The sequence below is a fragment of the Enterobacter sp. BNK-13 genome, assembly GCF_048685015.1.
Lineage (GTDB): Bacteria > Pseudomonadota > Gammaproteobacteria > Enterobacterales > Enterobacteriaceae > Enterobacter > Enterobacter quasiroggenkampii.
This window is the reverse complement of the sequence record NZ_JBLQTP010000001.1, coordinates 1,354,777-1,378,242: the sequence shown is the minus strand read 5'-3', so window position 1 is coordinate 1,378,242 and position 23,466 is coordinate 1,354,777. Positions and strand designations below refer to the sequence as shown.

Here is a 23,466-nt window from a genome sequence, read left to right as displayed (position 1 = left end):
CTTCATCGTTCATAAGGGTTTAATCATGTCTTTCATTCATCACACCAGGGATGGGCAACGTCAGCCTGTCGCAACGCCTTCGTTGCTGGCAGTCTGCATTGCTATGGCACTGACGCCAGCCACCGCTTTCGCTGCATCAACAGCCGAAGATACCGTTGTTGTTGACGGCGGTTTTGACCAAACGCAGGATTCTTCCGCAAGTCAGGAGCGGGATTACAGCGTCAAAACCACCACCACCGGCACGAAGCTGTTGCTGGTTCCCCGCGATATCCCGCAGTCCGTCAGCGTGATTAGCCAGCAGCGCATGGCCGATCAGAACCTGCAGTCCATTGGCCAGGTGTTAACCAACACCACGGGCGTAACGGCGCAGGTGCAGGACAGCGACCGTACCGTGTTTTACTCGCGCGGATTTTTCGTCAGTAATTACGCCTATGACGACCTGCCAACCTCCATCAGCGAAGTGTGGAACTTTGGCGATACTGCCGCCGATACGGCGATTTATGACCGCATCGAAGTGGTCCGCGGTGCAACCGGCCTGATGTCCGGTACGGGCAACCCGGCAGCGTACGTCAACATGGTGCGTAAGCATGCGGACAGCAATGAATTCAAAGGCAATGTTTCGGCGAGCTACGGCAGCTGGGATAAACAGCGCTACGTGCTGGATCTGCAGGCGCCGCTGGTGGAGTCAGGTAAGCTACGGGGCCGGATGATCGCAGGTTATCAGGACAACGACAGCTTCGTGGATAACTATCACTACCGAAAGAAATTCCTCTATGGCGTGATGGATGCGGACGTCACCGACAGCACCACCCTCTCGGTGGGATACGAATATCAGGAAAGCCATACCGCCGACCCAACCTGGGGCGGACTCCCGACCTGGTACAGTGACGGGAGTAAAACCCATTACGATCGCAGCCAGACCGTCGCGCCTGACTGGGCCTGGTCTGATAAAGACAGCACCCGCATCTTCGCTAATCTGACGCAGCGTTTCGATAATGGCTGGGAAGCACACATTAACGGCATGCATGCTGAAACCAACTTCGACTCTAAGCTGATGTATATGTCCGGCTATCCGGATAAAGAGACCGGTGCAGGCATGGTTGGCTACGGCGGCTGGAACCGTGGCGAACGGAAACAGGATGCCGTGGACGCTTTCTTGCGCGGCGATTTCGATCTCTTCGGCCGTCAGCACGAAATGATGTTCGGCGGCAGCTTCAGTCGTCAGCGTAACCATTACGACAACTCAATGCCTGACGCGGTTTACGGCATGGTTGATGTGGGTAACTTTAAGAACTGGAACGGTAACATTGCCGACCCGCAGTGGACGCCGTGGAAACTCTACAGCCAGGACGACATTCGCCAGTCCTCAGCGTATACCTCCGCCCGCTTCTCGCTGGCCGATCCGCTGCATCTGATCCTCGGCGCACGTTATACCCACTATAACATTCGCTATAACCCTGCGGGCTCCCCGGACACCCGTCTGGAAAGTACCAAAGATGACGTGACGCCCTACGCGGGCCTGGTCTACGACATCAATGAAGACTGGTCGACCTACGTCAGCTATACCTCTATCTTCCAGCCCCAGGACAAGCGGGACGCCAGCGGACGCTATCTCGACCCCACTACGGGCAAAAGCTACGAAGCCGGTGTGAAAGCAGACTGGTTCAATACCCGTCTTACCACCTCGCTGGCAATATTCCGCATTGAGCAGGATAACGTAGCAAGCAATACGTATACCTATATGCCGAGCGGTGAGTCGATTTACCAATCGCTGGACGGCGTAGTGAGCAAAGGGATTGAGTTCGAGCTCAACGGTGCCCTGACCGATAACTGGCAGCTGACCTTCGGTGCGACCCGCTACATTGCGGAAGATAAGAATGGCAACGCCGTCAGCTCCGATCAGCCGCGTACAACCATGAAGCTGTTCACCCGTTATCAACTGCCAATGCTGCCGGAACTGACCGTGGGCGGTGGCGTGAACTGGCAAAACAAGGTGTGGACGGATGTGGATGGCGCGCCGGCTGGCCGTACCCGCGCGGAGCAAGGCAGCTACGGGCTGGTTAACCTGTTCAGCCGTTATCAGGTCACCAAAGATTTTGCTGTTCAGGCGAACGTCAACAACCTGTTCGACAAAGAGTATTACGATTACGTCGGCTCTTATGTGGTTTATGGCGCGCCGCTGAACGTCTCGGTGAGCGCGAGCTACGACTTCTGAGTGTTAAGCCGGGTGGCGGCTACGCCTTACCCGGCCTACATTTGCATTTCGTAGGCCCGGTAAGCGCAGCGCCGCCGGGCATGACAAACAGCACAAATAAAAAAGGCAGCCATTCGGCTGCCTTAGTCTCCCCAGGGTCACAACTTAGTTGTTGCGGATGTACTCATCCATTTCGGTTTTCAGGTTATCGGATTTAGTACCGAAGATTGCCTGTACACCCGAACCTGCAACAACTACTCCAGCTGCACCCAGTTTTTTCAGACCCGGCTGGTCTACTTTCGCGACGTCAGCAACGCTCACACGCAGACGAGTGATACACGCGTCCAGGTTAGTGATGTTCTCTTTACCACCGAACGCGGCAACCAGTGCAGGAGCCATTTCGCTGGTCGCGCCCGCTTTGCTGTCTTCTGTCGCATCTTCACGGCCTGGGGTTTTCAGGTCCAGTGCTTTAATCAGCACGCGGAAGATGGTGTAGTAAACAACGGCATAGCACGCACCGACGATTGGGAACAGCCACAGTTTGCTGCTGTTACCGGACAGAACGATGAAGTCGATCAGGCCGTGAGAGAAGGACGTACCGTCACGCATACCCAGCAGAATACAGATTGGGAACGCCAGGCCCGCCAGAATCGCGTGGATAACGTACAGGATCGGCGCAACGAACATGAAGGAGAACTCGATCGGCTCGGTGATACCGGTCAGGAACGAGGTCAGCGCTGCGGAGATCATGATACCGCCCACTTTTGCACGGTTCTCTGGCTTCGCAGAGTGCCAGATAGCAATCGCCGCTGCTGGCAGACCGTACATTTTGAACAGGAAGCCACCAGACAGTTTACCTGCAGTTGGGTCGCCCGCCATGTAACGTGGGATATCGCCGTGGAATACCTGACCTGCTGCGTTGGTGAATTCACCAATCTGCATCTGGAATGGAACGTTCCAGATGTGGTGCAGACCAAATGGCACCAGGCAACGCTCGATGAAGCCGTAGATACCAAACGCCACAACCGGGTTCTGGTAAGCAGCCCACTGAGAGAAGGTCTGGATAGCGGAGCCGATTGGTGGCCAGATGAAGGACAGGATCACGCCAGTGAAAATCGCTGCCAGACCAGAGATGATCGGAACGAAACGCTTGCCCGCGAAGAAGCCCAGGTACTCAGGCAGCTTGATGCGATAGAAGCGGTTGAACATATACGCTGCAATCGCACCGGAGATGATACCGCCGAGAACACCGGTGTCTGCCAGGTGTTTCGCAGCGATCTCTTCTGCCGGTAAATGCAGAACCAGCGGCGCAACCACAGCCATGGTTTTTACCATGATGCCGTAAGCAACCACTGCAGCCAGCGCAGATACGCCGTCGTTATTGGTGAAGCCCAGAGCCACACCGATCGCGAAGATCAGTGGCATGTTAGCAAAGACAGAACCGCCTGCTTCGGCCATCACATGGGACACTACGGCTGGCAGCCAGCTGAAGTTAGCAGAACCGACACCCAGCAGGATACCTGCGATAGGCAGTACGGATACTGGCAGCATCAGCGATTTACCGACCTTTTGCAGGTTAGCAAATGCATTCTTAAACATAATTGAGAGTGCTCCTGAGTATTTGTGCTTTTTTTACGCTTTCACGCATTGGCCCGGGGGGAGTACCGTGCCGTGGACAGGACATCTAAGCGCCCTTTATTTATTACACAGAGTAAAATAATTCCCTCTGAGTTTGTTTGACGGCTATCACGTTTCAGCTTAAGACGGTCGAAAAACTTTCAGTTATTTACAAAAAGCATGTCCGGATGTGTCTAAAAACAGCATCACCGCCCCAAATGAGGCGGTGAACTTTACTCGGTTTATTTATTAATTACGAGCCTAAAAAAAACAGGTGTATCAGACAGATTGCAGGCGGGCAGGGTCAATATGGAACAGCGTGGAGAAGTTTTCTGTCGTCACGCGGGCCAGCTCTTCGATGCTGACGCCCTTCAGGACGGCCATGTACTCAGCCACATCTCGCGTCATCGCGGGCTGGTTCTCTTTACCGCGATGCGGAACCGGTGCCAGATAGGGAGAATCGGTCTCTACCAGAATGCGATCGAGCGGAACATAACGTGCAGCATCACGCAGCTGCTCAGCGTTACGGAACGTCACAATCCCGGAAAACGAGATATAAAACCCCAAATCAAGCAGTTTACCCGCCGTTTCTCTGTCTTCTGTGAAACAGTGTAGTACGCCACCGCAATCCGTCACGTTTTCTTCCCGGAGGATCGCCAGGGTATCCTCACGCGCATCGCGGGTGTGGACGATAACCGGCTTGTTCAGTTCGCGGCCAATGCGAATATGGTTGCGGAACGACGCCTGCTGGCGCGGTTTGGTTTCCGGCGTGTAGAAATAGTCCAGCCCGGTCTCGCCCATTGCCACAACGCCCTCTTCCGCCGCCAGACGACGCAAATCGTCAACGTCATATTCTTCATCCTGGTTCAGGGGGTGTACGCCGCAGGAAAACACCACGTTATCGCGAACGCCCACCAGCTCGCGCATCGTGCGATAGCCCGGCAGCGTCGTCGCTACCGCAAGGCAGAATTTCACATCGCGGGCGGCGGCTTTTTCCAGCACGTCATCCACGTTTTTATGCAGGGATTGATAATCCAGGCCATCAAGATGGCAGTGTGAGTCGACTAAAAACATAATGTCTCTCTCAGAGATGGGAAACCGGCGGTGTGGTGCCGGGTTGCAGGTAGTGTTCAATACGCAGTAACTGGTCGGTCAGTAAAAGCTCGCGATTAAGACCCGTCACGGTTAAAAGCTGTTCTCGGCTCTGGCAAATTTCATGAAGCATCGCATGAAGAATCGTCCCTGAGAGGCGGTTCGCCAGCGTATTCACCAGTGTCCACGCGTCCGGGTTGGTCAGCAGCGTTGCCCCTTGCTGAAGTTTGAGGGCATCCAGCAGTAACGAGGCCAGCCAGTGCAGACGCTCAACGGCCTGATCGCTGTTGAGCGCAGGCAATACGCTTAGCCAGTCGTGGTTATTAAGTGCCATTTCGACGGCCCGGCAAAGCGTTTCTCGCTGCGACCAGACGTCAGGTTGCAGCAATGCCAGCGCCGCTGCGGGCGCGCCGCTGCTCAGGCGCAAGGCGGACAGCGCACTCTCAGGTGACGTTGTCACCTCTCGCTCCAGCCAGCTCAGCGCCCACGATTCCTGAGGCACAGCAAGGTGATGGAGACGACAGCGGCTGCGCAGCGTCGCCAGCAAGCGTCCCGGGTCACGGCACGAGAGGAAAAACCACGTTTTTACCGGCGGCTCTTCCAGGGTTTTCAGCAGGGCGTTAGCTGCCGCCTCGGTCAGTTGCGTGGCGTCTTTAAGCCAGACCACTTTAGCGCCGCCCAGCCGCGCGTGTTCGTACAATTTTTCACTGACTTCCCGCACGGCATCGATACCGAGGGCGCTTTTCCCCTTCTCCGGCTCAAGCGTGTAGTAGTCAGGATGTGTGCCCGCCTGCATCAGCTGACAGCCACGGCATTTGCCGCAGCTTTTATGCCCTTCCGGCTGCTGGCACATCAGAAAACGGGTGATGGCATAAATCAATGCATCATCGCCCATTCCCGGCAATGCCTGAATCAGTAACGCATGATGCCCCCGCCCCGCCTGATAGCTGCCGATCAGCTGTTCAAAGTGCGGGCGCAACCATGGATACCATTTCATGCCTGCTGCTCCTGCACCCACTGCGTCACGGTTTGCTGAATGTCACGCGTCACCTCATCCAGGGATTGCGTTGCATCGATGGTACGAATGGAGCTGTCCTGTGCGGCCAGCTCAAGATAGCGCGCACGGGTGCGGTTAAAGAAATCAAACGACTCTTTTTCAATGCGGTCGAGCTCGCCGCGCGCGCGGGCGCGTTTAAGACCCACTTCCGGGGTCACATCCAGATAGAGCGTCAGGTCGGGGCGAAAATCCCCCAGTACGGCATTGCGCAGCGTTGCCAGCATGGTCTGGTCAATACCGCGTCCACCGCCCTGATAAGCCTGAGTCGACAGATCGTGACGATCGCCGATTACCCACTTGCCATCGGCCAGGGCGGGTTTGATCACCGTCTCAACCAGCTGTACGCGCGCCGCGTAGAACATTAACACTTCGGCTTTGTCAGTGATAACTTCGTCGCCAACGGATTTAATATCCAGCACCAGGCTGCGCAGTTTCTCCGCAAGTTGCGTACCGCCCGGCTCGCGGGTGAAGACCATGTCGGCGACGCCAAGCGATTTCAGCGTATCCACCACCACGTTGCGGGCGGTGGTTTTACCCGCCCCTTCGAGTCCCTCAATCACAATGTATTTACTGCGCATTTTTTTCCTTAAGTGCCTTCAGATAGTCCTGAACAGAGCGATTGTGGCTGGCAAGGTTGGTGTTAAAGGTGTGTCCCCCTTTTCCATCAGCCACAAAATAGAGATACGGTGTTTTCGCCGGATGCGCGGCGGCTTTGAGAGAAGCCTCGCTCGGCGTGGCAATCGGGCCAGGCGGTAAACCGCTAATCACGTAGGTATTATACGCCGTTGGCGTCTCCAGATCTTTTCTGGAGATCTTGCCCGTGTAGCTCTCGCCCATGCCGTAGATGACGGTAGGGTCGGTTTGCAGGCGCATGCCAATGCGCAGACGGTTGATAAATACTGACGCCACCCGATCGCGCTCGGCGGCAACGGCGGTCTCTTTCTCGATAATCGAGGCCATGGTGACAAACTGGTTTTGATCTTTATAGGGTAAACCCTCCATTCGCCCTTCCCAGGCCGCATCCACGGCGGCGACCATTTTTTTGTGCGCCCGCTTCAGGATCGCCACATCGGTCGTACCGGCGGTGTACATCCAGGTATCTGGCCAGAACCAGCCTTCCACCCATTCGGGATGCTCAAACTTGAGCACGTCGGCCACCGTCTGGTAGCTGTCATCCTTCAGGGTATGTTTGATATACGGCGCATCGCGCAGCTGTTTGAGGTAATCACTCAGGCGCATCCCTTCCACAAATCGCAGAGGGAACTGGGCTTCTTTGCCGCTTTCCAGCAGCTGCAGCATCTCTCTGACGGTCATTCCCGGCGTAAAGCGATAGGTACCGGCTTTGAAATGTGACAGTTCAGGCTCCACACGCAATAACCACTGGAACACCCGTGGACGATTGATAATTTTATCACCGTAGAGCTGTTCCCCAAGCGCCTGGCGGCCGGTTCCCGCTTTCAGGGTAAAGATCGTTTCGTCTTTAACCAGGATCTTGCTGTCCGCCAGCTGGCGAACTTTCCATACGCCTGCTCCGCCAGCAACGCCCAGCGCAACAATGAGGAGAAGGACAAAGCGCAACATTTTTTTCATGACTATCTGGTTTGCTCACATATCGGGGCTAAAAACTGAAACAGCTCGCGCGACGACCAGCGTAGCTGGCCGCAGGCGCGAACGGGCACAACAGGCATCAGCGCGTTACAAATAATGACTTCATCAGCAGTCTGTAGCACCTCTTCCTTTGCGTTAACTTCGACAACGTGAAAGTCAGAGTGTGCCAGCTGCTGCAAACAAAATTGGCGCATTATGCCGTTCACGCCAGCCTGATCCAGAGCGGGGGTGAACACGTTCCTGCCCTGTCGCCAGAACAAATTAGCCGCACAGCATTCCGTAATGAACCCTTCGCTGTCAAGGACAAGGGCCTCATCGTCGTCCGTCTGTTCAAGATGAGTACGAATGAGCACCTGTTCCAGGCGATTGAGATGCTTAATCCCGGCCAGCATCGGGTTTCGTCCCAGTCGTACCGGGCTTAGCGTCAGCGTGACGCCGTCTTCTCGCCAGCGAGAGTAATGCGCGCGATAAGCAGACACGGAAAGAATACGCGTTGGGGCGAGACAAGATGCAGCGCTGTAACCCCGGCCACCACTGCCGCGGCTGATGATAACCTTGAGTACGCCGCTGTGCTTCCCCGATGCGAGCTGGCACATTTCCTGACGTAAGGTGTCCCAGTGCGTAAAGGGGATCATGAGCTTTTCACAGCTATGCTGTAGGCGTCGTATGTGCGCTTCCAGAAGGCAAACATGGCCATCCAGAATGCGCGCCGTCGTAAAGCAACCATCCCCGAACTGTACCGCCCTGTCGCTGGCAGGCAGCGTGTCCTGCTCAAGGCCATTGATTAAAAACATGGTGGCTCCTTATGCGTGGACGTTTAGTCTGGCAGGATGTCATGCAGTCGACAAGAAGATTAGCCTTAATAAAAAAGGTCCGGCAAGCGGACCTTTTTTAGTGCGATCGGAACGTCAGGATCAGATCTTTTTGAAGATCAGAGAACCGTTGGTGCCGCCAAAGCCGAAGGAGTTACACAGGGTATACTCCATTCCGCTAACCTGGCGCGCTTCGTGAGGAACGAAGTCCAGATCGCAACCTTCATCCGGGTTATCCAGGTTGATGGTGGGTGGAACAGCCTGATCGCGCAGCGCAAGGATGGAGTAGATTGACTCTACTGCACCCGCCGCACCCAGCAGGTGACCGGTCATGGATTTCGTGGAGCTCACCAGTACGCGGCTGGCAGACTCGCCGAAGATAGACTTAACCGCCTGAGCTTCCGCTTTATCGCCTGCAGGTGTAGATGTGCCGTGGGCGTTGACGTAGCCAATCTGAGCCGGGGTAATACCCGCATCACGGATCGCGTTTTCCATCGCCAGCGCAGCACCTGCACCGTTCTCCGGAGGAGACGTCATGTGATACGCATCGCTGCTCATACCAAAGCCAACGACTTCAGCATAAATTTTCGCACCGCGTTTTTTCGCGTGTTCGTACTCTTCCAGTACGATCATGCCCGCACCGTCGCCCAGCACGAAGCCATCACGGTCTTTATCCCACGGACGGCTTGCCGCCTGTGGATTGTCGTTGCGGGTAGAGAGCGCACGGGCCGCGCCGAAACCGCCGACACCCAGTGGGGTACTGGCTTTTTCAGCACCGCCGGCAACCATAGCATCTGCATCGCCGTACGCAATAATGCGCGCGGCCTGGCCGATGTTATGTACGCCAGACGTACAGGCGGTGGCGATAGAAATGCTTGGCCCACGCAGGCCGAACATGATGGTCAGGTGACCTGCCACCATATTAACAATCGTGGACGGAACGAAGAACGGACTGATCTTACGCGGGCCGCCATTCATCAGGGATGTATGGTTTTCCTCGATCAGGCCAAGACCGCCAATCCCGGAGCCGATAGCGGCGCCGATACGGGTTGCGTTCTCTTCCGTAATCACAAGGCCAGAATCCTGCATGGCCTGAACGCCAGCGACAATTCCATATTGAATGAAGGCATCCATCTTGCGCTGCTCTTTGCGCGAGATGATCTCTTCACAGTTAAAATCCTTTACTAAGCCAGCAAATTTCGTTGCATAGGCGCTAGTATCGAAATGGTCGATTAGGCTGATGCCGCTCTGACCGGCAAGGAGAGCTTTCCAGGTGGACTCTACGGTATTGCCGACAGGAGACAACATGCCAAGTCCGGTCACAACTACACGACGCTTAGACACGTTTGTCCTCCAGGGAGGGATAAAAAAAGAGATTCGTGGGACTAAAAAAGATAAAACTCAGGCGGTCGAATGACCGCCTGGAGATGTTCACTTACGCCTGGTGACCGTTGATGTAATCAATGGCAGCCTGAACGGTGGTGATCTTCTCAGCTTCTTCGTCCGGAATCTCAGTATCAAACTCTTCTTCCAGAGCCATTACCAGCTCAACGGTGTCAAGAGAATCTGCGCCCAGGTCTTCAACGAAGGAAGCGGAGTTCACAACTTCTTCCTGCTTAACGCCCAGCTGTTCGCCGATAATTTTCTTAACGCGTTCTTCGATAGTGCTCATACTCTTAAATTTCCTATCAAAACTCGCTTTCGCGATGGTTTTCGTAGTGTATAAAATGTTGAAAAATTTGCAACTAAATCCCGGCAGTTCTTACCACGATTTTACGTTATTTTGAGGCCATTCGCCCTAATAACGCAAATATTTTTCATCGTGGTTAAACCATATACATCCCGCCGTTGACGTGGAGGGTCTCACCAGTGATGTAACCCGCTTCGTCAGAGGCTAAAAATGCAACCGCACTGGCGATTTCTTTAGGGTCGCCAAGACGACCCGCCGGAACTGCCGCCAGCGTACCCGCACGCTGCTCATCAGTCAGCGCACGCGTCATGTCCGTTTCAATAAAGCCCGGAGCAACAACGTTTACCGTAATACCGCGGGACGCGACTTCACGCGCCAGCGACTTACTGAAACCAATCAGACCGGCTTTCGCCGCAGCGTAGTTAGCCTGACCAGCATTTCCCATGGTACCAACCACAGAACCGACAGTGATAATACGACCATGACGCTTTTTCATCATAGCGCGCATTACCGCTTTTGACAGACGGAATACAGATGACAGGTTGGTTTCGATAATATCGTTCCACTCGTCGTCTTTCATTCGCATTAACAGGTTATCGCGAGTGATCCCGGCGTTGTTTACCAGAATATCCACTTCGCCAAACTCTGCGCGAATATTTTCCAGAACAGATTCGATAGATGCAGGTTCGGTCACATTCAGTACCAGACCTTTACCGTTTGCACCCAGATATTCACTGATAGCCTGAGCGCCATTCTCGCTGGTTGCTGTCCCAATCACCTTCGCGCCGCGCGCAACCAGTGTTTCAGCAATTGCACGCCCGATACCGCGGCTTGCGCCAGTGACCAGGGCAATTTTTCCTTCAAAACTCATGGTATTCCTCTTTTATTGCGAGAGTGCCGCTGACATCGCTTCCGGCTCGTTAATCGCCGAGGCTGTCAGGGTGTCAACAATACGTTTTGTCAGACCGGTGAGGACTTTCCCTGGGCCGACTTCATACAGATGCTCAACGCCCTGAGAGGCCATAAACTCAACGGTTTTGGTCCACTGTACCGGGCTGTAGAGCTGGCGAACCAGCGCGTCGCGGATAGCTTCCGGCGCGGTTTCGCATTTCACATCGACGTTGTTCACAACGGAAATTGTCGGTGCGTTAAACGTAATTTTTTCCAGCTCAACCGCCAGTTTCTCGGCAGCGGGCTTCATCAGCGCACAGTGAGACGGCACGCTGACCGGCAGCGGCAGCGCACGTTTGGCACCCGCCGCTTTACAGGCTGCACCGGCACGCTCAACCGCTTCTTTATGACCGGCGATAACCACCTGGCCCGGCGAGTTGAAGTTAACCGGAGAGACAACCTGACCTTCAGCAGACTCTTCACACGCTTTTGCAATCGCGGCATCATCCAGACCGATGATGGCTGACATGCCACCCGTGCCTTCTGGCACTGCTTCCTGCATGAATTTACCGCGCAGTTCCACCAGACGAACCGCGTCAGCAAACGCGATCACACCGGCACAAACCAGCGCTGAGTATTCACCCAGGCTATGTCCTGCGAGCAGTGCGGGCGCTTTACCGCCCTGCTGCTGCCAGACACGCCACAGCGCAACGGACGCGGTCAGCAGCGCGGGCTGGGTCTGCCAGGTTTTGTTCAGCTCTTCGGCAGGACCCTGCTGGGTCAGCGCCCATAAATCATAACCCAGTGCATCAGAAGCTTCACGGAAAGTCTCTTCAATGACCGGATAGGTTGCTGCCATTTCAGACAACATCCCAACGGTTTGAGAGCCCTGCCCCGGGAACACAAAAGCAAATTGCGTCATTTTTTATTCCTTATCCTAGAAACGAACCAGCGCGGAACCCCAGGTGAACCCGCCACCGAAGGCTTCAAGCAAGACCAACTGGCCCCGTTTGATTCGCCCGTCGCGTACCGCTTCATCAAATGCGCACGGTACTGACGCCGCAGAGGTGTTGCCGTGACGATCCAGCGTCACCACAACGTTATCCATCGACATGCCCAGCTTTTTCGCGGTTGCGCTGATGATACGCAGGTTCGCCTGATGCGGCACCAGCCAGTCGAGCGCGGAGCGTTCAAGGTTATTCGCTTCCAGCGTTTCATCAACGATGTGCGCAAGCTCAGTCACCGCCACCTTGAACACCTCGTTCCCTGCCATCGTCAGGTAAATCGAGTTGTCCGGATTTACGCGATCGGCGTTAGGCAGGGTCAACAGTTCGCCATAGCTGCCGTCAGCATGCAGATGCGTAGAGATGATACCCGGCTCTTCGGACTGCCCCAGCAGCACCGCACCCGCACCATCACCAAAAATAATGATCGTTCCACGATCGGTCGGATCGCAGGTACGCGCCAGCACGTCAGCACCGATCACCAGCGCATATTTAACGGCACCTGACTTCACGTACTGATCGGCTACGCTCAGCGCATAGGTAAAACCTGCGCATGCGGCAGCGACGTCAAACGCCGGGCAGCCCTTAATACCGAGCATGTTTTGCACCTGGCACGCCGCGCTTGGGAAAGCATGCGTGGCAGACGTCGTGGCCACCACGATCAAACCGATCTGTTCTTTATCAATGCCCGCCATTTCGATAGCACGCTGTGCGGCTTCGTAACCCATGGTCGACACGGTTTCGTCTGGCGCGGCAATACGACGTTCACGGATACCTGTGCGCGTGACAATCCACTCGTCAGACGTATCTACCATTTTTTCCAGATCGGCGTTGGTACGCACCTGTTTTGGCAGGTAGCTGCCGGTACCTAAAATCTTCGTATACATGTACGCTCAGTCACTTTTAGCTAATACAGATCCCAGGCGAGCGGCAATCCGCTGAGGGACTTGTCGCTGCACCGCCTGCACTGCCTGTTCAATCGCGACAGCAAATGCTCGCTGATTGGCGGCGCCATGACTCTTAATCACGATGCCGCGCAATCCTAACAGACAGGCGCCATTATACTGGTCGGGGTTGAGGTGACTGAATCGCCGCGTCAGGCTCTTTTGTAACCAACGCTTCAATAAAATCAGCCACCAGGCGCTTTTTTTGCCCTCTCCCTGTGATTTCAGCAGAGAAAGAAACATCCGCACGACCCCTTCCATGGTTTTCAACGTCACGTTCCCGGTGAAGCCATCGCACACCAGAACATCCGTTTTACCCGTCAACAACTCATTGGCTTCGAGATAACCAATATAGTTGATGGAGGGAACCTGTTTGAGCAATTCAGCTGCTTCGCGAATGCTGTCCAGGCCTTTGGTCTCTTCTTCACCAATGTTCAGTAACGCAACACGGGGAGTGTTGATCCCGACCACCTCTTCTGCCAGCACCGATCCCATGACGGCAAACTGAGCCAGCATTGTACTATCACAATCGACGTTCGCGCCCAAATCGAGCACTACCGTCTTGCCCTTCTGCTGATGCGGCAACACCGTCACCAGCGCCGGACGCTCAATACCGTCAATCGGTTTGAGCAATAATTTCGACAGCCCCATCAGCGCGCCGGTATTTCCCGCGCTAACGCAAGCCTGGGCTCGACCTTCTTTCACCAGCTCCAGCGCTATCCGCATCGAGCTGCCGCGGCTATTACGAATCGCCTGCGAGGGTCGGGCATCACTGGCAATAACTGACTGCGCAGGAATAATCTGCAGACGTGAACGTTGTTCAAAGTCAGCTTTTGCAAGTAATGGCGTGATTGTGTCGGGATTGCCGACTAAAAGAAGAGTGAGTTGCGAATTAGAATTCAGTGCCTGCAATGCTGCAGGCACTGTCACGGAAGGGCCAAAATCTCCCCCCATGACATCTAACGCCAGGGTTAGACGTGTCAAGGTATCGTCGCAGCCTGGTTCGGTAAGTTCCCCGTTTGCACGGGGAGCTCCTCACTAAGCCTAATCACGCTGACGCGTGATTACTTAGTGATAACCTTGCGGCCGCGGTAGAAACCGTCAGCGGTGATGTGGTGACGCAGGTGTTTCTCACCAGAAGTCTTGTCTACAGACAGGCTGGTAACTGCAGTCAGCGCGTCATGGGAACGACGCATGCCACGTTTGGAACGGGTTGGTTTATTCTGTTGTACGGCCATGGACCTTACTCCTCAATTACTTACGCTTTAAGCTGGCTAATACGGCAAATGGGTTTGGTTTTTGCGCTTCATCAGGCAGTTCCCCAAAGACCATGTCCGCCTCGGACACTTCACAGTGTTCAGAATCATGCACCGGAACCACTGGCAAGGTGAGGATGATTTCATCTTCAACCAGAGCCAGAAGATCGATTTCACCGAATTCGTTAACCTCAATCGGCTCATACGCTTCCGGGAGTGCTTCAGCCTGTTCGTCAGAACGAACCGGACTGAAACAATACGTTGTGTGAACATGCTGTACAAACGGTTTCCCGCAACGCTGACACTCGAGCGTTACCGTCACCTTTGCATCACCGGTTAAAACGGCGAGACGCTGGTTGTCGATAGCGAACGACATGGAGCATTCTACATCACTGTCCACACTGACTACGGATTCGGCAATACGTTCAGCCTGATCGGAAGTATAGATACCTTCGTAATCGAGGCGTTTTTGAGCCGTACGAACCGGATCAAGAGTCAGGGGTAATTTTACCTTTTGCATAGGGCGCGCATATTAACTTTGTAACGTCATAGAGTCAAAGAAAAAGGCAACCAGAGCTGCCTTTTGCCAATTATTCGCACACATTGCGGCCTGTAGTTTAAAATGGCTGGCATCGATACGCTATATCTGGTGATAAAAATATGCCAAATCTCGTCCTTGCTTCCACGTCTCCCTACCGCCGAATGCTGCTGGAAAAGCTCGGGATCCCGTTTGAATGCGCCGCGCCAGAGGTGGATGAGACGCCACAGCCGGGCGAGTCACCGCGCCATCTGGTGACGCGTCTTGCTAAGGAGAAGGCGCAATCGCTGGCCACACGCTATCCTTCGCATTTGATTATAGGCTCCGATCAGGTTTGCGTGCTGGACGGCGAAATCACCGGCAAGCCCCATACTGAGGAAAATGCCTGCCAGCAGCTTCTGCGTGCGCGCGGTACTATCGTGACCTTCTATACGGGCCTGGCCCTCTATAACTCCGCGTCAGGCCATCTGCAAACCGAGTGTGAGCCGTTCGACGTACACTTCCGTCATCTCAGCGAGCAAGAGATTATGGATTATGTGCGCCGTGAGCGACCGCTGAACTGCGCGGGGAGCTTTAAAAGTGAAGGATTGGGGATTGCGCTGTTCGACAAGCTGGACGGTCGCGATCCCAACACCCTGGTGGGGTTACCGCTGATTGCCTTGTGTCAGATGTTACGGCGAGAAGAGTGTAATCCGCTGACGATGTGACCTTCGCCGGGTGGCGCTGCGCTTACCCGGCCTACAAAACCGTAGGCCCGTGCAAGCGCAGCGCCGCCGGGCAAAATCAGCCGCGCAAAACCTTAAGACAGCGTTTCAACTGCTCATCCAGCGGCGCTTCAATACGGATCACTTCACCGGTATTCGGATGGGTAAACTTCAGCGCTGCCGCATGCAGGAACAGACGCGACAGTCCCGTCCCCGCCAACTGCTTATCAAACTCGCGGTCGCCATAGCGGTCATCAAAGGCGATGGGGTGCCCTGCAAACTGCGTATGCACGCGGATCTGGTGGGTACGACCGGTCACCGGACTGCAGCGCACCAGCGTGGCAAACTCATAGCGCTCTTCAACCTTAAAGCGCGTCTCAGACGGTTTCCCTTCCTGGCTCACGCGGACAATACGCTCACCGCTTTGCAGAATGTTCTTCAGCAGCGGCGCCTGCACCACTTTTACATGGGACTGCCACTGACCGCGCACCAGCGCCAGATAGTCTTTCTGCATCCCTTTTTCACGCAGCTGTTCATGCAGCGAACGCAGCGCGGAACGCTTTTTCGCCACCAGCAGGACGCCTGAAGTGTCGCGGTCAAGACGGTGCACCAGCTCAAGGAAGCGCGCTTCCGGACGCAGGGCACGCAGCCCTTCAATCACGCCGAAGCTCAGACCGCTACCGCCATGGACTGCCGTTCCTGACGGTTTATTCAACACCAGAATATGGTCGTCTTCGTAAAGGATGACATCGCTCAGGGCCGCCACTTTCTGCAGCTTTGGTGAAACGGTCTCTTCTTCACGCTCTGCCACGCGCACCGGCGGAATACGGACTTCGTCACCGGCTTCGAGCTTATACTCAGGCTTCACGCGTTTTTTGTTAACCCGCACCTCGCCCTTACGCAGGATGCGATAAATCATGCTCTTTGGCACCCCTTTCAGCTGGGTACGCAAAAAGTTATCGATACGTTGCCCCGCTTCATCTTCGGCGATGGCAACCATTTTTACGGCTGGAGTCTCTGTTTTCATGGTTGGCGATTCTAAATATCGACAGCCATTAGCGCCACTCATTTTTCTATGCTTATATTTACTTTTATCCGGCCTGTCCCCCGTTTCGCGCAACCGATTTGGTGGTTATTAAACCAATCGCCATTCTGAAGTGAAGAAACTGTGAGTAACCGGGTGATAATTGGTAAAAGTCATCTTGCTATAACCCGGCGAGCAGTGGAATAATGAGGCTGTTTTCCGTGTTAAATCCTGGTTAAGTAAGGATGTTGACGGAATGACCAATTTTGTCTGACCGATCATCCACGCAGCAATGGCGTAAGACGTATTGATCTTTCAGGCAGTTAGCGGGCTGCGGGTTGCAGTACTTCCCGGTATAAGGATTGTTCTCTGGAGAGTTCTACCCAGGCAATTCCCCTGATAATTGCGCTGTGTTTCCGTATGAAATACAGGCAACCGACACTCTGCGCCTCTTAAGCGAGCGACAACCGTGAGGTTGGCGACGTGAACAGACACGAGGCCATCGGTTCATACCCCGGAAAGCGTCACCTTGCCCGCAGCTTTGTCGTCAATGTAAGAATAACGAGTAAGTTACGATGAAAAGAATGTTAATCAACGCAACTCAGCAAGAAGAGTTGCGTGTCGCCCTTGTGGATGGGCAGCGCCTGTACGATCTGGATATCGAAAGTCCTGGACACGAACAGAAAAAAGCGAACATTTACAAAGGTAAAATCACCCGCATTGAACCAAGCCTTGAAGCTGCATTTGTCGATTACGGTGCTGAGCGTCATGGTTTCCTCCCTCTGAAAGAAATCGCCCGCGAATATTTCCCTGCAAACTACAACGCCCATGGCCGACCAAACATCAAAGATGTTCTGCGTGAAGGTCAGGAAGTTATCGTTCAGATTGATAAAGAAGAGCGTGGCAACAAAGGTGCCGCACTGACTACCTTTATCAGCCTGGCAGGGAGCTATCTGGTGCTGATGCCTAACAACCCGCGTGCGGGTGGCATCTCTCGCCGTATCGAAGGTGATGACCGTACCGAACTGAAAGAAGCGCTGGCAAGCCTTGAACTGCCTGATGGCATGGGGCTTATCGTGCGTACCGCGGGCGTCGGCAAATCCGCCGAAGCGCTGCAGTGGGACCTGAGCTTCCGTCTGAAGCACTGGGAAGCCATCCAGAAAGCAGCGGAAAGCCGCCCTGCTCCGTTCCTGATCCACCAGGAAAGCAACGTGATCGTGCGTGCCTTCCGTGACTACCTGCGTCAGGACATCGGTGAGATTCTGATCGATAACCCGAAAGTGCTTGAGCTGGCGCGCCAGCACATCGCCGCGCTGGGTCGTCCGGATTTCACCAGCAAAATTAAACTGTACACCGGTGAAATCCCGCTGTTCAGCCACTATCAGATCGAATCCCAGATTGAATCCGCCTTCCAGCGTGAAGTGCGCCTGCCATCCGGCGGTTCTATCGTTATCGATACCACTGAAGCGCTGACCGCTATCGACATCAACTCCGCTCGCGCAACGCGCGGTGGCGATATCGAAGAGACCGCCTTCAACACCAACCTTGAAGCCGCTGATGAAATCGCCCGCCAGCTCCGCCTGCGCGACCTGGGTGGTCTGATTGTTATCGACTTCATCGACATGACCCCTGTTCGCCACCAGCGTGCGGTAGAAAACCGTCTGCGCGAAGCGGTGCGTCAGGATCGTGCGCGTATCCAGATTAGCCATATCTCACGCTTTGGCCTGCTGGAAATGTCCCGCCAGCGTCTGAGCCCGTCGCTGGGTGAGTCCAGCCATCACGTCTGCCCACGCTGCTCCGGCACCGGTACCGTGCGTGATAACGAATCGCTGTCCCTCTCGATTCTGCGTCTGATTGAAGAAGAAGCGCTGAAAGAGAATACCAAAGAGGTTCACGCAATTGTTCCTGTGCCAATTGCCTCTTACCTGCTGAACGAAAAACGTGCAGCGGTCAGTGCGATTGAAGCGCGTCAGGGTGGCGTTCGCTGCATCATCGTGCCAAACGATCAGATGGAAACCCCGCACTATCACGTGCTGCGTGTCCGTAAAGGTGAAGAGACGTCAACGCTCAGCTACCTGCTGCCGAAGCTGCACGAAGAAGAGATGGCCCTGCCTTCAGATGAAGAGCCAGCAGAGCGTAAACTGCCAGAGCAGCCTGCGTTAGCCACCTTCATCATGCCAGAAGCCCCACCGGAAGCAGCCCTGGAAAAACCAGCGGCCAAACCTGCGGCGCAGAAACCAGAAGCAACGGCAGCGAAAGCCCAGCCGGTGCAGCCGGGTCTGCTGAGCCGCTTCTTCGGCGCGCTGAAGAAGATGTTTGCCGGTGAGGAAGTTCAGCCAGAGCAGCCGAAAGAAGAGCCAAAAGCGGCCAAGCCAGAACGTCAGCAGGACCGCCGTAAGCGTCAGAACAACCGCCGCGACCGTAATGACCGTAGCGATCGTAATGACCGCAGCGAGCGTCGTGACAACCGTGAAAACCGCTCTGAAAACAATGAAGGCCGTGAGCAACGCGAAGACAACCGCCGCAACCGTCGCGAGAAACAGCAGCAGAATGTTGAAGATCGTGAAATTCGCCAGCAGGCGGGCGATGAGTCTGAGAAGAGCAAACAGCGTGACGACCAGCAGCCGCGCCGTGAACGCAACCGTCGCCGTAACGACGAGAAGCGTCAGGCACAGCAGGAAGTCAAAAACCTGAACCGCGAAGAGCCTGTTGAACAGCAGGACGGCGAGCAGGAAGAACGTACTCAGGTCATGCCGCGTCGTAAGCAGCGCCAGCTTGCTCAGAAAGTCCGCTTCGCCTCCGAAGCAACCGAAGAGTCAGCAATCGTCGCGGTTGAAACCCGCGAGAGCGCAACCGGCACGCAGCTGGCAAAAGTTGACCTGCCAGCGGTCGTTGATAACAACGTTGAGCAGGATGAAAACGGTGAAAACCGTGATAACGCCGGCATGCCGCGCCGTTCACGTCGTTCCCCACGTCATCTGCGCGTCAGCGGTCAGCGCCGTCGCCGCTATCGTGACGAGCGTTACCCGACTCAGTCGCCAATGCCGCTGACCATTGCCTGTGCTTCGCCAGAAATGGCTTCCGGCAAAGTCTGGATCCGCTACCCGGTAGCACGTCAGGAGCAGGTTGTTGAAGAACAGCCAGTTGCGGAAGAGATCATTGCACCTGCGGCAGCGGTAGAAGACGTTGTGACTGAAGCGGCAACCGTGGTTGAACCTCAGGTTGTTGAAGCGGAAGCACCTCAGGCAGCTGAGGTCGAAACCACGCATCCAGAAGTGATTGCCGCGCCGGTTGATGCCGCACCGCAGCTTATTGCTGAAGAAGATGTCGTGGTGGCTGAGGAAATCGCTGAAGAAGCTGAACCTGTAGCCGCCGTGGAAGACACCGCTGAAGCCATCGTCGAAACGACCACTGAAGAAATCGTTCAGGATGTTGAGATTGAGGTTGAACCGGTTGTTGAAGAACCGAAAGCGCCTGAAGTGAAACCTGAGCCGGTTGTCTCTGCGCCAGCCGCTGCCCACGTGGCGACAGCACCGATGACCCGCGCTCCGGCGCCGGATTACGTGCCAGAAGCACCGCGTCACAGCGACTGGGTTCGCCCGGCATTCAGCTTCGACGGTAAAGGCGCTGCAGGCGGCCACAGTGCAACGCATCAGGCGACTGCACCCGCGACGCGTCCACAGTCTGTCGAATAACGACAAACAACGCTGAAAGTAAAAAGCCGACCTTAGGGTCGGCTTTTTTTATGGGTGCTGAACGGGCTTCCTCATTCCGGTCACCTCCGGCATGACCTGCCGCATCAGCTCAAGAAAACGCCGCAAGCGTGCCGGATAATAACGGGACCAGGGATAGACCAGATGCACCGGTAGCGCCGCTGGCTGCCACTCCGGCAACAAATGCACCAGCCGCCCTTCCCGAATATCATCCTGTACCGTCCAGCTTGATACGACCGCCACACCGAGCCCGGTCAGTGCCGTATTGCGTGCAACGTACAGGCTGTCGGTGCTGAGGCGTGGCGTAATAGCAATCCGCGCGGTGGCGGGCGAAGCATCGTGAAATAGCTCCACGTGGCGCTGGTAGAAAGAGCTGATGGCTATCCAGGGAAACTGCTGCAAATCCTCCGGCGTATTCACCGCCGGGAAGCGGGCCAGCAGCGCTGGTGCGGCCACCACCGAGCGAGGCACTTCCGCCAGCAGCACGGATACGGTCGCCGGATCGACCTCCACACCCACCCGAATAGCGCAGTCAAGATTGTCACCGAGAAAATCTGCCGACCGATCGTTGAGCATCCACTCAATCGAAAGCTGGGGATAGCGTTGCAAAAATTCGGTTACAGGTTTCAGAAGCTGGTCCTGACCAAACGCGTGGGGAGCGCGCACCCGCAGCACGCCTACCGGCTCATCTTCCGTCTGCCCCACCTCATCTTCCAGCGCCAGCCAGCTGTCGATCACCCGACGGGCGTGCTGATAGCAGCGCTCGCCGTCATCCGTTAGCCGCGTCGTGTGGGTGGTGCGCAACATCAGGCGCACACCCAGCATGGTTTCAAGCGACTGCAACCGTCGGCTTACCGTGGCCTGGGTTGTCGCCAGCTGCCGTGCCGCCGCAGAAAGCGAACCCGCCTCGACAATGCGCACAAACGTCCGCATTAGCTCTACCCTGTCTATACGCTCAGCTCTTTTCATCGCATTTTCAGTTATACGTTTAACGTATAAGCGTTTTACCACCGGGCCCGCTACCGTCGCAAGGCGTACTGATAAAAAATAGCCGCACACGACGAATGAGGAACAACTTATGAACACAACAACAACTCCCCATGCTGTAAGCCGCTGGGTGATTTTTATGCTGGCTCTGGGGGCTGGCTTCAGCGTGGCATCAATCTATTACGCGCAGCCCCTGCTGCCGCTGATGGGTGCTGACCTGCATCTGAGCATTGAAGGTATGGGCCTGGTGCCAACATTAACGCAGGCAGGCTACGCGCTCGGCATCCTGTTCCTGCTTCCTCTGGGCGATCGCCACGACCGCAGGACGTTAATTCTGATCAAAAGCGCGGCGCTGGCACTGTTTCTTCTCGGCTGTAGCCTGACCGGGCAGATCCATTCTCTTCTGCTGGCAAGCCTGCTCATCGGCATGGCCGCCACCATGGCGCAGGATATCGTCCCCGCCGCGGCCATTCTCGCACCGGAAGGTAAACAGGGGAAAACCGTGGGCACGGTAATGACCGGCCTGCTGATGGGTATCTTATTATCCAGAACCGTAAGCGGCGTGGTGGGCGAAGCGTTCGGCTGGCGCGTCATGTACCAGTTGGCGGCGGCGAGCATCGCGTTCATCGGGGTGATGATGTGGTTTGTGCTTCCCCGTTTTGCCATTCACTCCACGCTGAGCTACCCCGCGCTGATGCGTTCGATGGAGCACCTGTGGCGTCGCTATCCGGCGCTGCGCCGCGCGGCGCTGGCTCAGGGCTTCCTGTCGATTGCCTTTAGCGCCTTCTGGTCAACGCTTGCGGTCATGCTGCTGGAACGCTATCACCTGGGTAGTGCCGTCGCAGGTGGTTTTGGTATTGCCGGTGCCGCGGGTGCGTTAGCCGCCCCGCTGGCGGGGGGGCTGGCGGACAAACTGGGGGCCGGAAAAGTCACGCAGCTTGGTGCCGTCCTTGTGACCGTCTCTTTCGCCCTGATGTTCCTGATGCCCGCATTGGGCGTTCATGGACAGCTGATGCTGATCGCCATCTCTGCCGTCGGGTTCGACCTGGGCCTGCAGTCCAGCCTGGTCGCCCACCAGAACCTGGTGTACAGCCTTGAACCGCAGGCGCGTGGTCGTCTCAACGCCCTGCTCTTTACGGTGGTCTTTATCGGGATGGCGCTGGGGTCCGCGTTAGGCAGCAATATCTACTCGCTGGCTGGCTGGACGGGTGTGGTCGCACTGGCCACCGTCTGTGGCGTCATTGCGCTGGTCATCCGTCTGATAGAAAGCGCGCGTGTCGCCTCCGTACCGGCGGAAGCCGCATAAAAAAAATGCCCAATCCAGACGGATTGGGCAGTAAAACATGCCCAGTTTCAAGACATGTTCCAAGAGGTCAAGATGTTATTTGTTCAGCTGGAACAGAGACATGCCCTGCATATCGCTAAACGCTTTATAAGACGCCTGCAAGGCCGCCTGCTGCATGGTGTAAGAGGAAATCGCTTCGTTCCAGTCGACATCAACCAGGTCGCTCATCTGCTTGGTCTGACCCAGCGCGCGGTCATCGCCCAGCGTATCGAGTTTTTCCAGCTCGTTCATCTTGGTGCCCACATCCGCAACGACCGTCAGAATATTGTTCTGGGCGTTTTTGATGCCGATTTGCGCATTGGCAATCACCTGGCTTTGCGCCGTTGCGGCAGCCGGATCGTTCTCAATCGGCGTCTTCAGCGACGCAATCGCAGAATCCAGGATTTTGAACATGTTCGTCTCGCCATATCCACCGCCCGGCAGCTGTTCCGCATTACTGGTAATGCTTTCGAAAATTTGCTGTCCGGTATGGCTAATGGCCATATTACGCGCCGTATCAACCTGCTGCGTGATAGCCTCAGCGCCGCCGTTATAATCCCCGGTCGCAGCATCAAACGGTGCGCTCTCGGTTTTGTATCCCGCAAAGATAAAGCGACCATTACCATCCGTTGTGTTAGCCAGGTTCATAAGCTGATCGCGGATCCCCTGAATATCGGTCGCCAGAGAAAGACGGTCGTCATCGCTTAATGTGCCGTTGGATGCGTAAACGAGCTTCTCGCGCACGCTTGAGATCGCGGTGTTCACCTGAGTTAACACGTTATCTTCCAGCGAGACTTTTTGCGTGGCGAAGGTACGCGCAAGCGCGAACTGGCTGTTTTGCGACTGCGATTGTGACAGAACGATGGCCTGCGACGCGGCGATAGGATCGTCCGACGGACGGTTGACGCGCTTGCCGGTGGACATCTGCTCACCGTAGCTCAGCCATCTGCTCTGGGAATCGGTGATCCCACGCATGTTCTGCTCATACATCATCTGGGTGCTAATACGCAT

General features: G+C 55.5%; 21 protein-coding genes. 4 read left to right on the top strand and 17 right to left on the bottom strand.

The genetic code is table 11. From position 1 onward, the window contains the following. The first annotated feature begins 25 nt into the window (after positions 1–25). Complete coding sequence (gene fhuE / locus ACMGGQ_RS06540; protein ID WP_420289734.1) at positions 26–2,215, top strand: ferric-rhodotorulic acid/ferric-coprogen receptor FhuE; 2,190 nt, start codon at positions 26–28, stop codon at positions 2,213–2,215. 144 nt (positions 2,216–2,359) lie between these two features. Here fhuE and ptsG read toward each other — a convergent pair whose 3' ends face one another. From ptsG to yceD, 14 genes are all read right to left on the bottom strand, one after another. Then, complete coding sequence (ptsG, locus tag ACMGGQ_RS06535) at positions 2,360–3,793, bottom strand: PTS glucose transporter subunit IIBC (RefSeq protein WP_008500788.1); 1,434 nt, start codon at positions 3,791–3,793, stop codon at positions 2,360–2,362. A 297-nt stretch (positions 3,794–4,090) separates the two neighbouring features. Beyond that, a complete protein-coding gene (locus ACMGGQ_RS06530; RefSeq protein WP_420289733.1) occupies positions 4,091–4,885 on the bottom strand; it encodes a metal-dependent hydrolase in 795 nt (264 codons plus the stop codon). 10 nt (positions 4,886–4,895) lie between these two features. Continuing rightward, complete coding sequence (gene holB / locus ACMGGQ_RS06525) at positions 4,896–5,900, bottom strand: DNA polymerase III subunit delta' (RefSeq protein WP_048027447.1); 1,005 nt, start codon at positions 5,898–5,900, stop codon at positions 4,896–4,898. Continuing rightward, positions 5,897–6,538, bottom strand: coding sequence for a dTMP kinase (gene tmk, locus ACMGGQ_RS06520; protein WP_420289732.1), 642 nt, complete (start codon positions 6,536–6,538; stop codon positions 5,897–5,899). Before tmk ends, holB begins: the two co-directional genes overlap by 4 nt. Continuing rightward, a complete protein-coding gene (gene yceG / locus ACMGGQ_RS06515; protein WP_104948866.1) occupies positions 6,528–7,550 on the bottom strand; it encodes a cell division protein YceG in 1,023 nt (340 codons plus the stop codon). The genes tmk and yceG overlap by 11 nt, the downstream gene beginning before the upstream one ends. A 2-nt stretch (positions 7,551–7,552) precedes the next feature. Then, positions 7,553–8,362: an aminodeoxychorismate lyase gene (gene pabC / locus ACMGGQ_RS06510; protein WP_420289731.1), complete on the bottom strand. Its 810-nt coding sequence runs from the start codon at positions 8,360–8,362 to the stop codon at positions 7,553–7,555. Between the two features lie 120 nt (positions 8,363–8,482). Next, positions 8,483–9,724 (bottom strand): beta-ketoacyl-ACP synthase II, encoded by a 1,242-nt coding sequence (gene fabF, locus ACMGGQ_RS06505; protein ID WP_045910201.1) that lies wholly within the window; start codon positions 9,722–9,724, stop codon positions 8,483–8,485. 91 nt (positions 9,725–9,815) lie between these two features. Further along, positions 9,816–10,052, bottom strand: coding sequence for an acyl carrier protein (acpP, locus tag ACMGGQ_RS06500; protein ID WP_003857954.1), 237 nt, complete (start codon positions 10,050–10,052; stop codon positions 9,816–9,818). 154 nt (positions 10,053–10,206) lie between these two features. Further along, the gene (gene fabG, locus ACMGGQ_RS06495; protein ID WP_008500795.1) at positions 10,207–10,941 is read right to left on the bottom strand and encodes a 3-oxoacyl-ACP reductase FabG; all 735 of its coding nucleotides are present in this window, start codon (positions 10,939–10,941) and stop codon (positions 10,207–10,209) included. A 12-nt stretch (positions 10,942–10,953) separates the two neighbouring features. Next, on the bottom strand, positions 10,954–11,883 hold the full coding sequence (gene fabD, locus ACMGGQ_RS06490; protein WP_045910200.1) for an ACP S-malonyltransferase: 930 nt from the start codon (positions 11,881–11,883) through the stop codon (positions 10,954–10,956). 15 nt (positions 11,884–11,898) lie between these two features. After that, positions 11,899–12,852 carry a beta-ketoacyl-ACP synthase III gene (locus ACMGGQ_RS06485; protein ID WP_008500797.1) on the bottom strand — a complete coding sequence of 318 codons (954 nt, stop codon included), beginning with the start codon at positions 12,850–12,852 and terminating at the stop codon, positions 11,899–11,901. A gap of 6 nt (positions 12,853–12,858) precedes the next feature. Beyond that, positions 12,859–13,893 (bottom strand): phosphate acyltransferase PlsX, encoded by a 1,035-nt coding sequence (gene plsX / locus ACMGGQ_RS06480; RefSeq protein WP_063621375.1) that lies wholly within the window; start codon positions 13,891–13,893, stop codon positions 12,859–12,861. 80 nt (positions 13,894–13,973) lie between these two features. Then, complete coding sequence (gene rpmF / locus ACMGGQ_RS06475) at positions 13,974–14,147, bottom strand: 50S ribosomal protein L32 (protein WP_003857964.1); 174 nt, start codon at positions 14,145–14,147, stop codon at positions 13,974–13,976. A gap of 16 nt (positions 14,148–14,163) precedes the next feature. Then, positions 14,164–14,685, bottom strand: coding sequence for a 23S rRNA accumulation protein YceD (gene yceD / locus ACMGGQ_RS06470; protein ID WP_014883375.1), 522 nt, complete (start codon positions 14,683–14,685; stop codon positions 14,164–14,166). Positions 14,686–14,825: 140 nt separating this feature from the next. On the opposite strand from yceD, the gene ACMGGQ_RS06465 reads away from it, so the two are divergent. Then, on the top strand, positions 14,826–15,410 hold the full coding sequence (locus tag ACMGGQ_RS06465; protein WP_196364753.1) for a Maf family protein: 585 nt from the start codon (positions 14,826–14,828) through the stop codon (positions 15,408–15,410). A 76-nt stretch (positions 15,411–15,486) separates the two neighbouring features. Here the strand turns inward: ACMGGQ_RS06465 and rluC are convergent, their stop codons facing one another. Next, positions 15,487–16,434 (bottom strand): 23S rRNA pseudouridine(955/2504/2580) synthase RluC, encoded by a 948-nt coding sequence (gene rluC, locus ACMGGQ_RS06460; protein WP_021240761.1) that lies wholly within the window; start codon positions 16,432–16,434, stop codon positions 15,487–15,489. 572 nt (positions 16,435–17,006) lie between these two features. Between rluC and rne the strand changes: the two genes are divergently transcribed. Then, complete coding sequence (gene rne, locus ACMGGQ_RS06455) at positions 17,007–20,126, top strand: ribonuclease E (RefSeq protein WP_420289730.1); 3,120 nt, start codon at positions 17,007–17,009, stop codon at positions 20,124–20,126. A 48-nt stretch (positions 20,127–20,174) separates the two neighbouring features. On the opposite strand, the gene ACMGGQ_RS06450 is transcribed toward rne, so the two are convergent. Next, entirely contained in the window at positions 20,175–21,077 is a 903-nt protein-coding gene (locus ACMGGQ_RS06450) for a LysR family transcriptional regulator (protein ID WP_420289729.1), read from the bottom strand. Positions 21,078–21,222: 145 nt separating this feature from the next. Between ACMGGQ_RS06450 and ACMGGQ_RS06445 the strand changes: the two genes are divergently transcribed. Beyond that, positions 21,223–22,437, top strand: coding sequence for an MFS transporter (locus ACMGGQ_RS06445; RefSeq protein WP_048027422.1), 1,215 nt, complete (start codon positions 21,223–21,225; stop codon positions 22,435–22,437). A gap of 75 nt (positions 22,438–22,512) precedes the next feature. Here ACMGGQ_RS06445 and flgL read toward each other — a convergent pair whose 3' ends face one another. After that, entirely contained in the window at positions 22,513–23,466 is a 954-nt protein-coding gene (gene flgL / locus ACMGGQ_RS06440; RefSeq protein WP_048027417.1) for a flagellar hook-associated protein FlgL, read from the bottom strand.

Bases quoted from the DNA above. Each gene is read 5' to 3' on its own strand.
- fhuE (WP_420289734.1), top strand. From the start codon at position 26: ATGTCTTTCATTCATCACACCAGGGATGGGCAACGTCAGCCTGTCGCA.
- ptsG (WP_008500788.1), bottom strand. From the start codon at position 3,793: ATGTTTAAGAATGCATTTGCTAACCTGCAAAAGGTCGGTAAATCGCTG.
- ACMGGQ_RS06530 (WP_420289733.1), bottom strand. From the start codon at position 4,885: ATGTTTTTAGTCGACTCACACTGCCATCTTGATGGCCTGGATTATCAA.
- holB (WP_048027447.1), bottom strand. From the start codon at position 5,900: ATGAAATGGTATCCATGGTTGCGCCCGCACTTTGAACAGCTGATCGGC.
- tmk (WP_420289732.1), bottom strand. From the start codon at position 6,538: ATGCGCAGTAAATACATTGTGATTGAGGGACTCGAAGGGGCGGGTAAA.
- yceG (WP_104948866.1), bottom strand. From the start codon at position 7,550: ATGAAAAAAATGTTGCGCTTTGTCCTTCTCCTCATTGTTGCGCTGGGC.
- pabC (WP_420289731.1), bottom strand. From the start codon at position 8,362: ATGTTTTTAATCAATGGCCTTGAGCAGGACACGCTGCCTGCCAGCGAC.
- acpP (WP_003857954.1), bottom strand. From the start codon at position 10,052: ATGAGCACTATCGAAGAACGCGTTAAGAAAATTATCGGCGAACAGCTG.
- fabG (WP_008500795.1), bottom strand. From the start codon at position 10,941: ATGAGTTTTGAAGGAAAAATTGCCCTGGTCACTGGCGCAAGCCGCGGT.
- fabD (WP_045910200.1), bottom strand. From the start codon at position 11,883: ATGACGCAATTTGCTTTTGTGTTCCCGGGGCAGGGCTCTCAAACCGTT.
- ACMGGQ_RS06485 (WP_008500797.1), bottom strand. From the start codon at position 12,852: ATGTATACGAAGATTTTAGGTACCGGCAGCTACCTGCCAAAACAGGTG.
- rpmF (WP_003857964.1), bottom strand. From the start codon at position 14,147: ATGGCCGTACAACAGAATAAACCAACCCGTTCCAAACGTGGCATGCGT.
- yceD (WP_014883375.1), bottom strand. From the start codon at position 14,685: ATGCAAAAGGTAAAATTACCCCTGACTCTTGATCCGGTTCGTACGGCT.
- ACMGGQ_RS06465 (WP_196364753.1), top strand. From the start codon at position 14,826: ATGCCAAATCTCGTCCTTGCTTCCACGTCTCCCTACCGCCGAATGCTG.
- rluC (WP_021240761.1), bottom strand. From the start codon at position 16,434: ATGAAAACAGAGACTCCAGCCGTAAAAATGGTTGCCATCGCCGAAGAT.
- rne (WP_420289730.1), top strand. From the start codon at position 17,007: ATGAAAAGAATGTTAATCAACGCAACTCAGCAAGAAGAGTTGCGTGTC.
- ACMGGQ_RS06450 (WP_420289729.1), bottom strand. From the start codon at position 21,077: ATGCGGACGTTTGTGCGCATTGTCGAGGCGGGTTCGCTTTCTGCGGCG.
- ACMGGQ_RS06445 (WP_048027422.1), top strand. From the start codon at position 21,223: ATGAACACAACAACAACTCCCCATGCTGTAAGCCGCTGGGTGATTTTT.
- flgL (WP_048027417.1), bottom strand. From the start codon at position 23,466: ATGCGTATTAGCACCCAGATGATGTATGAGCAGAACATGCGTGGGATC.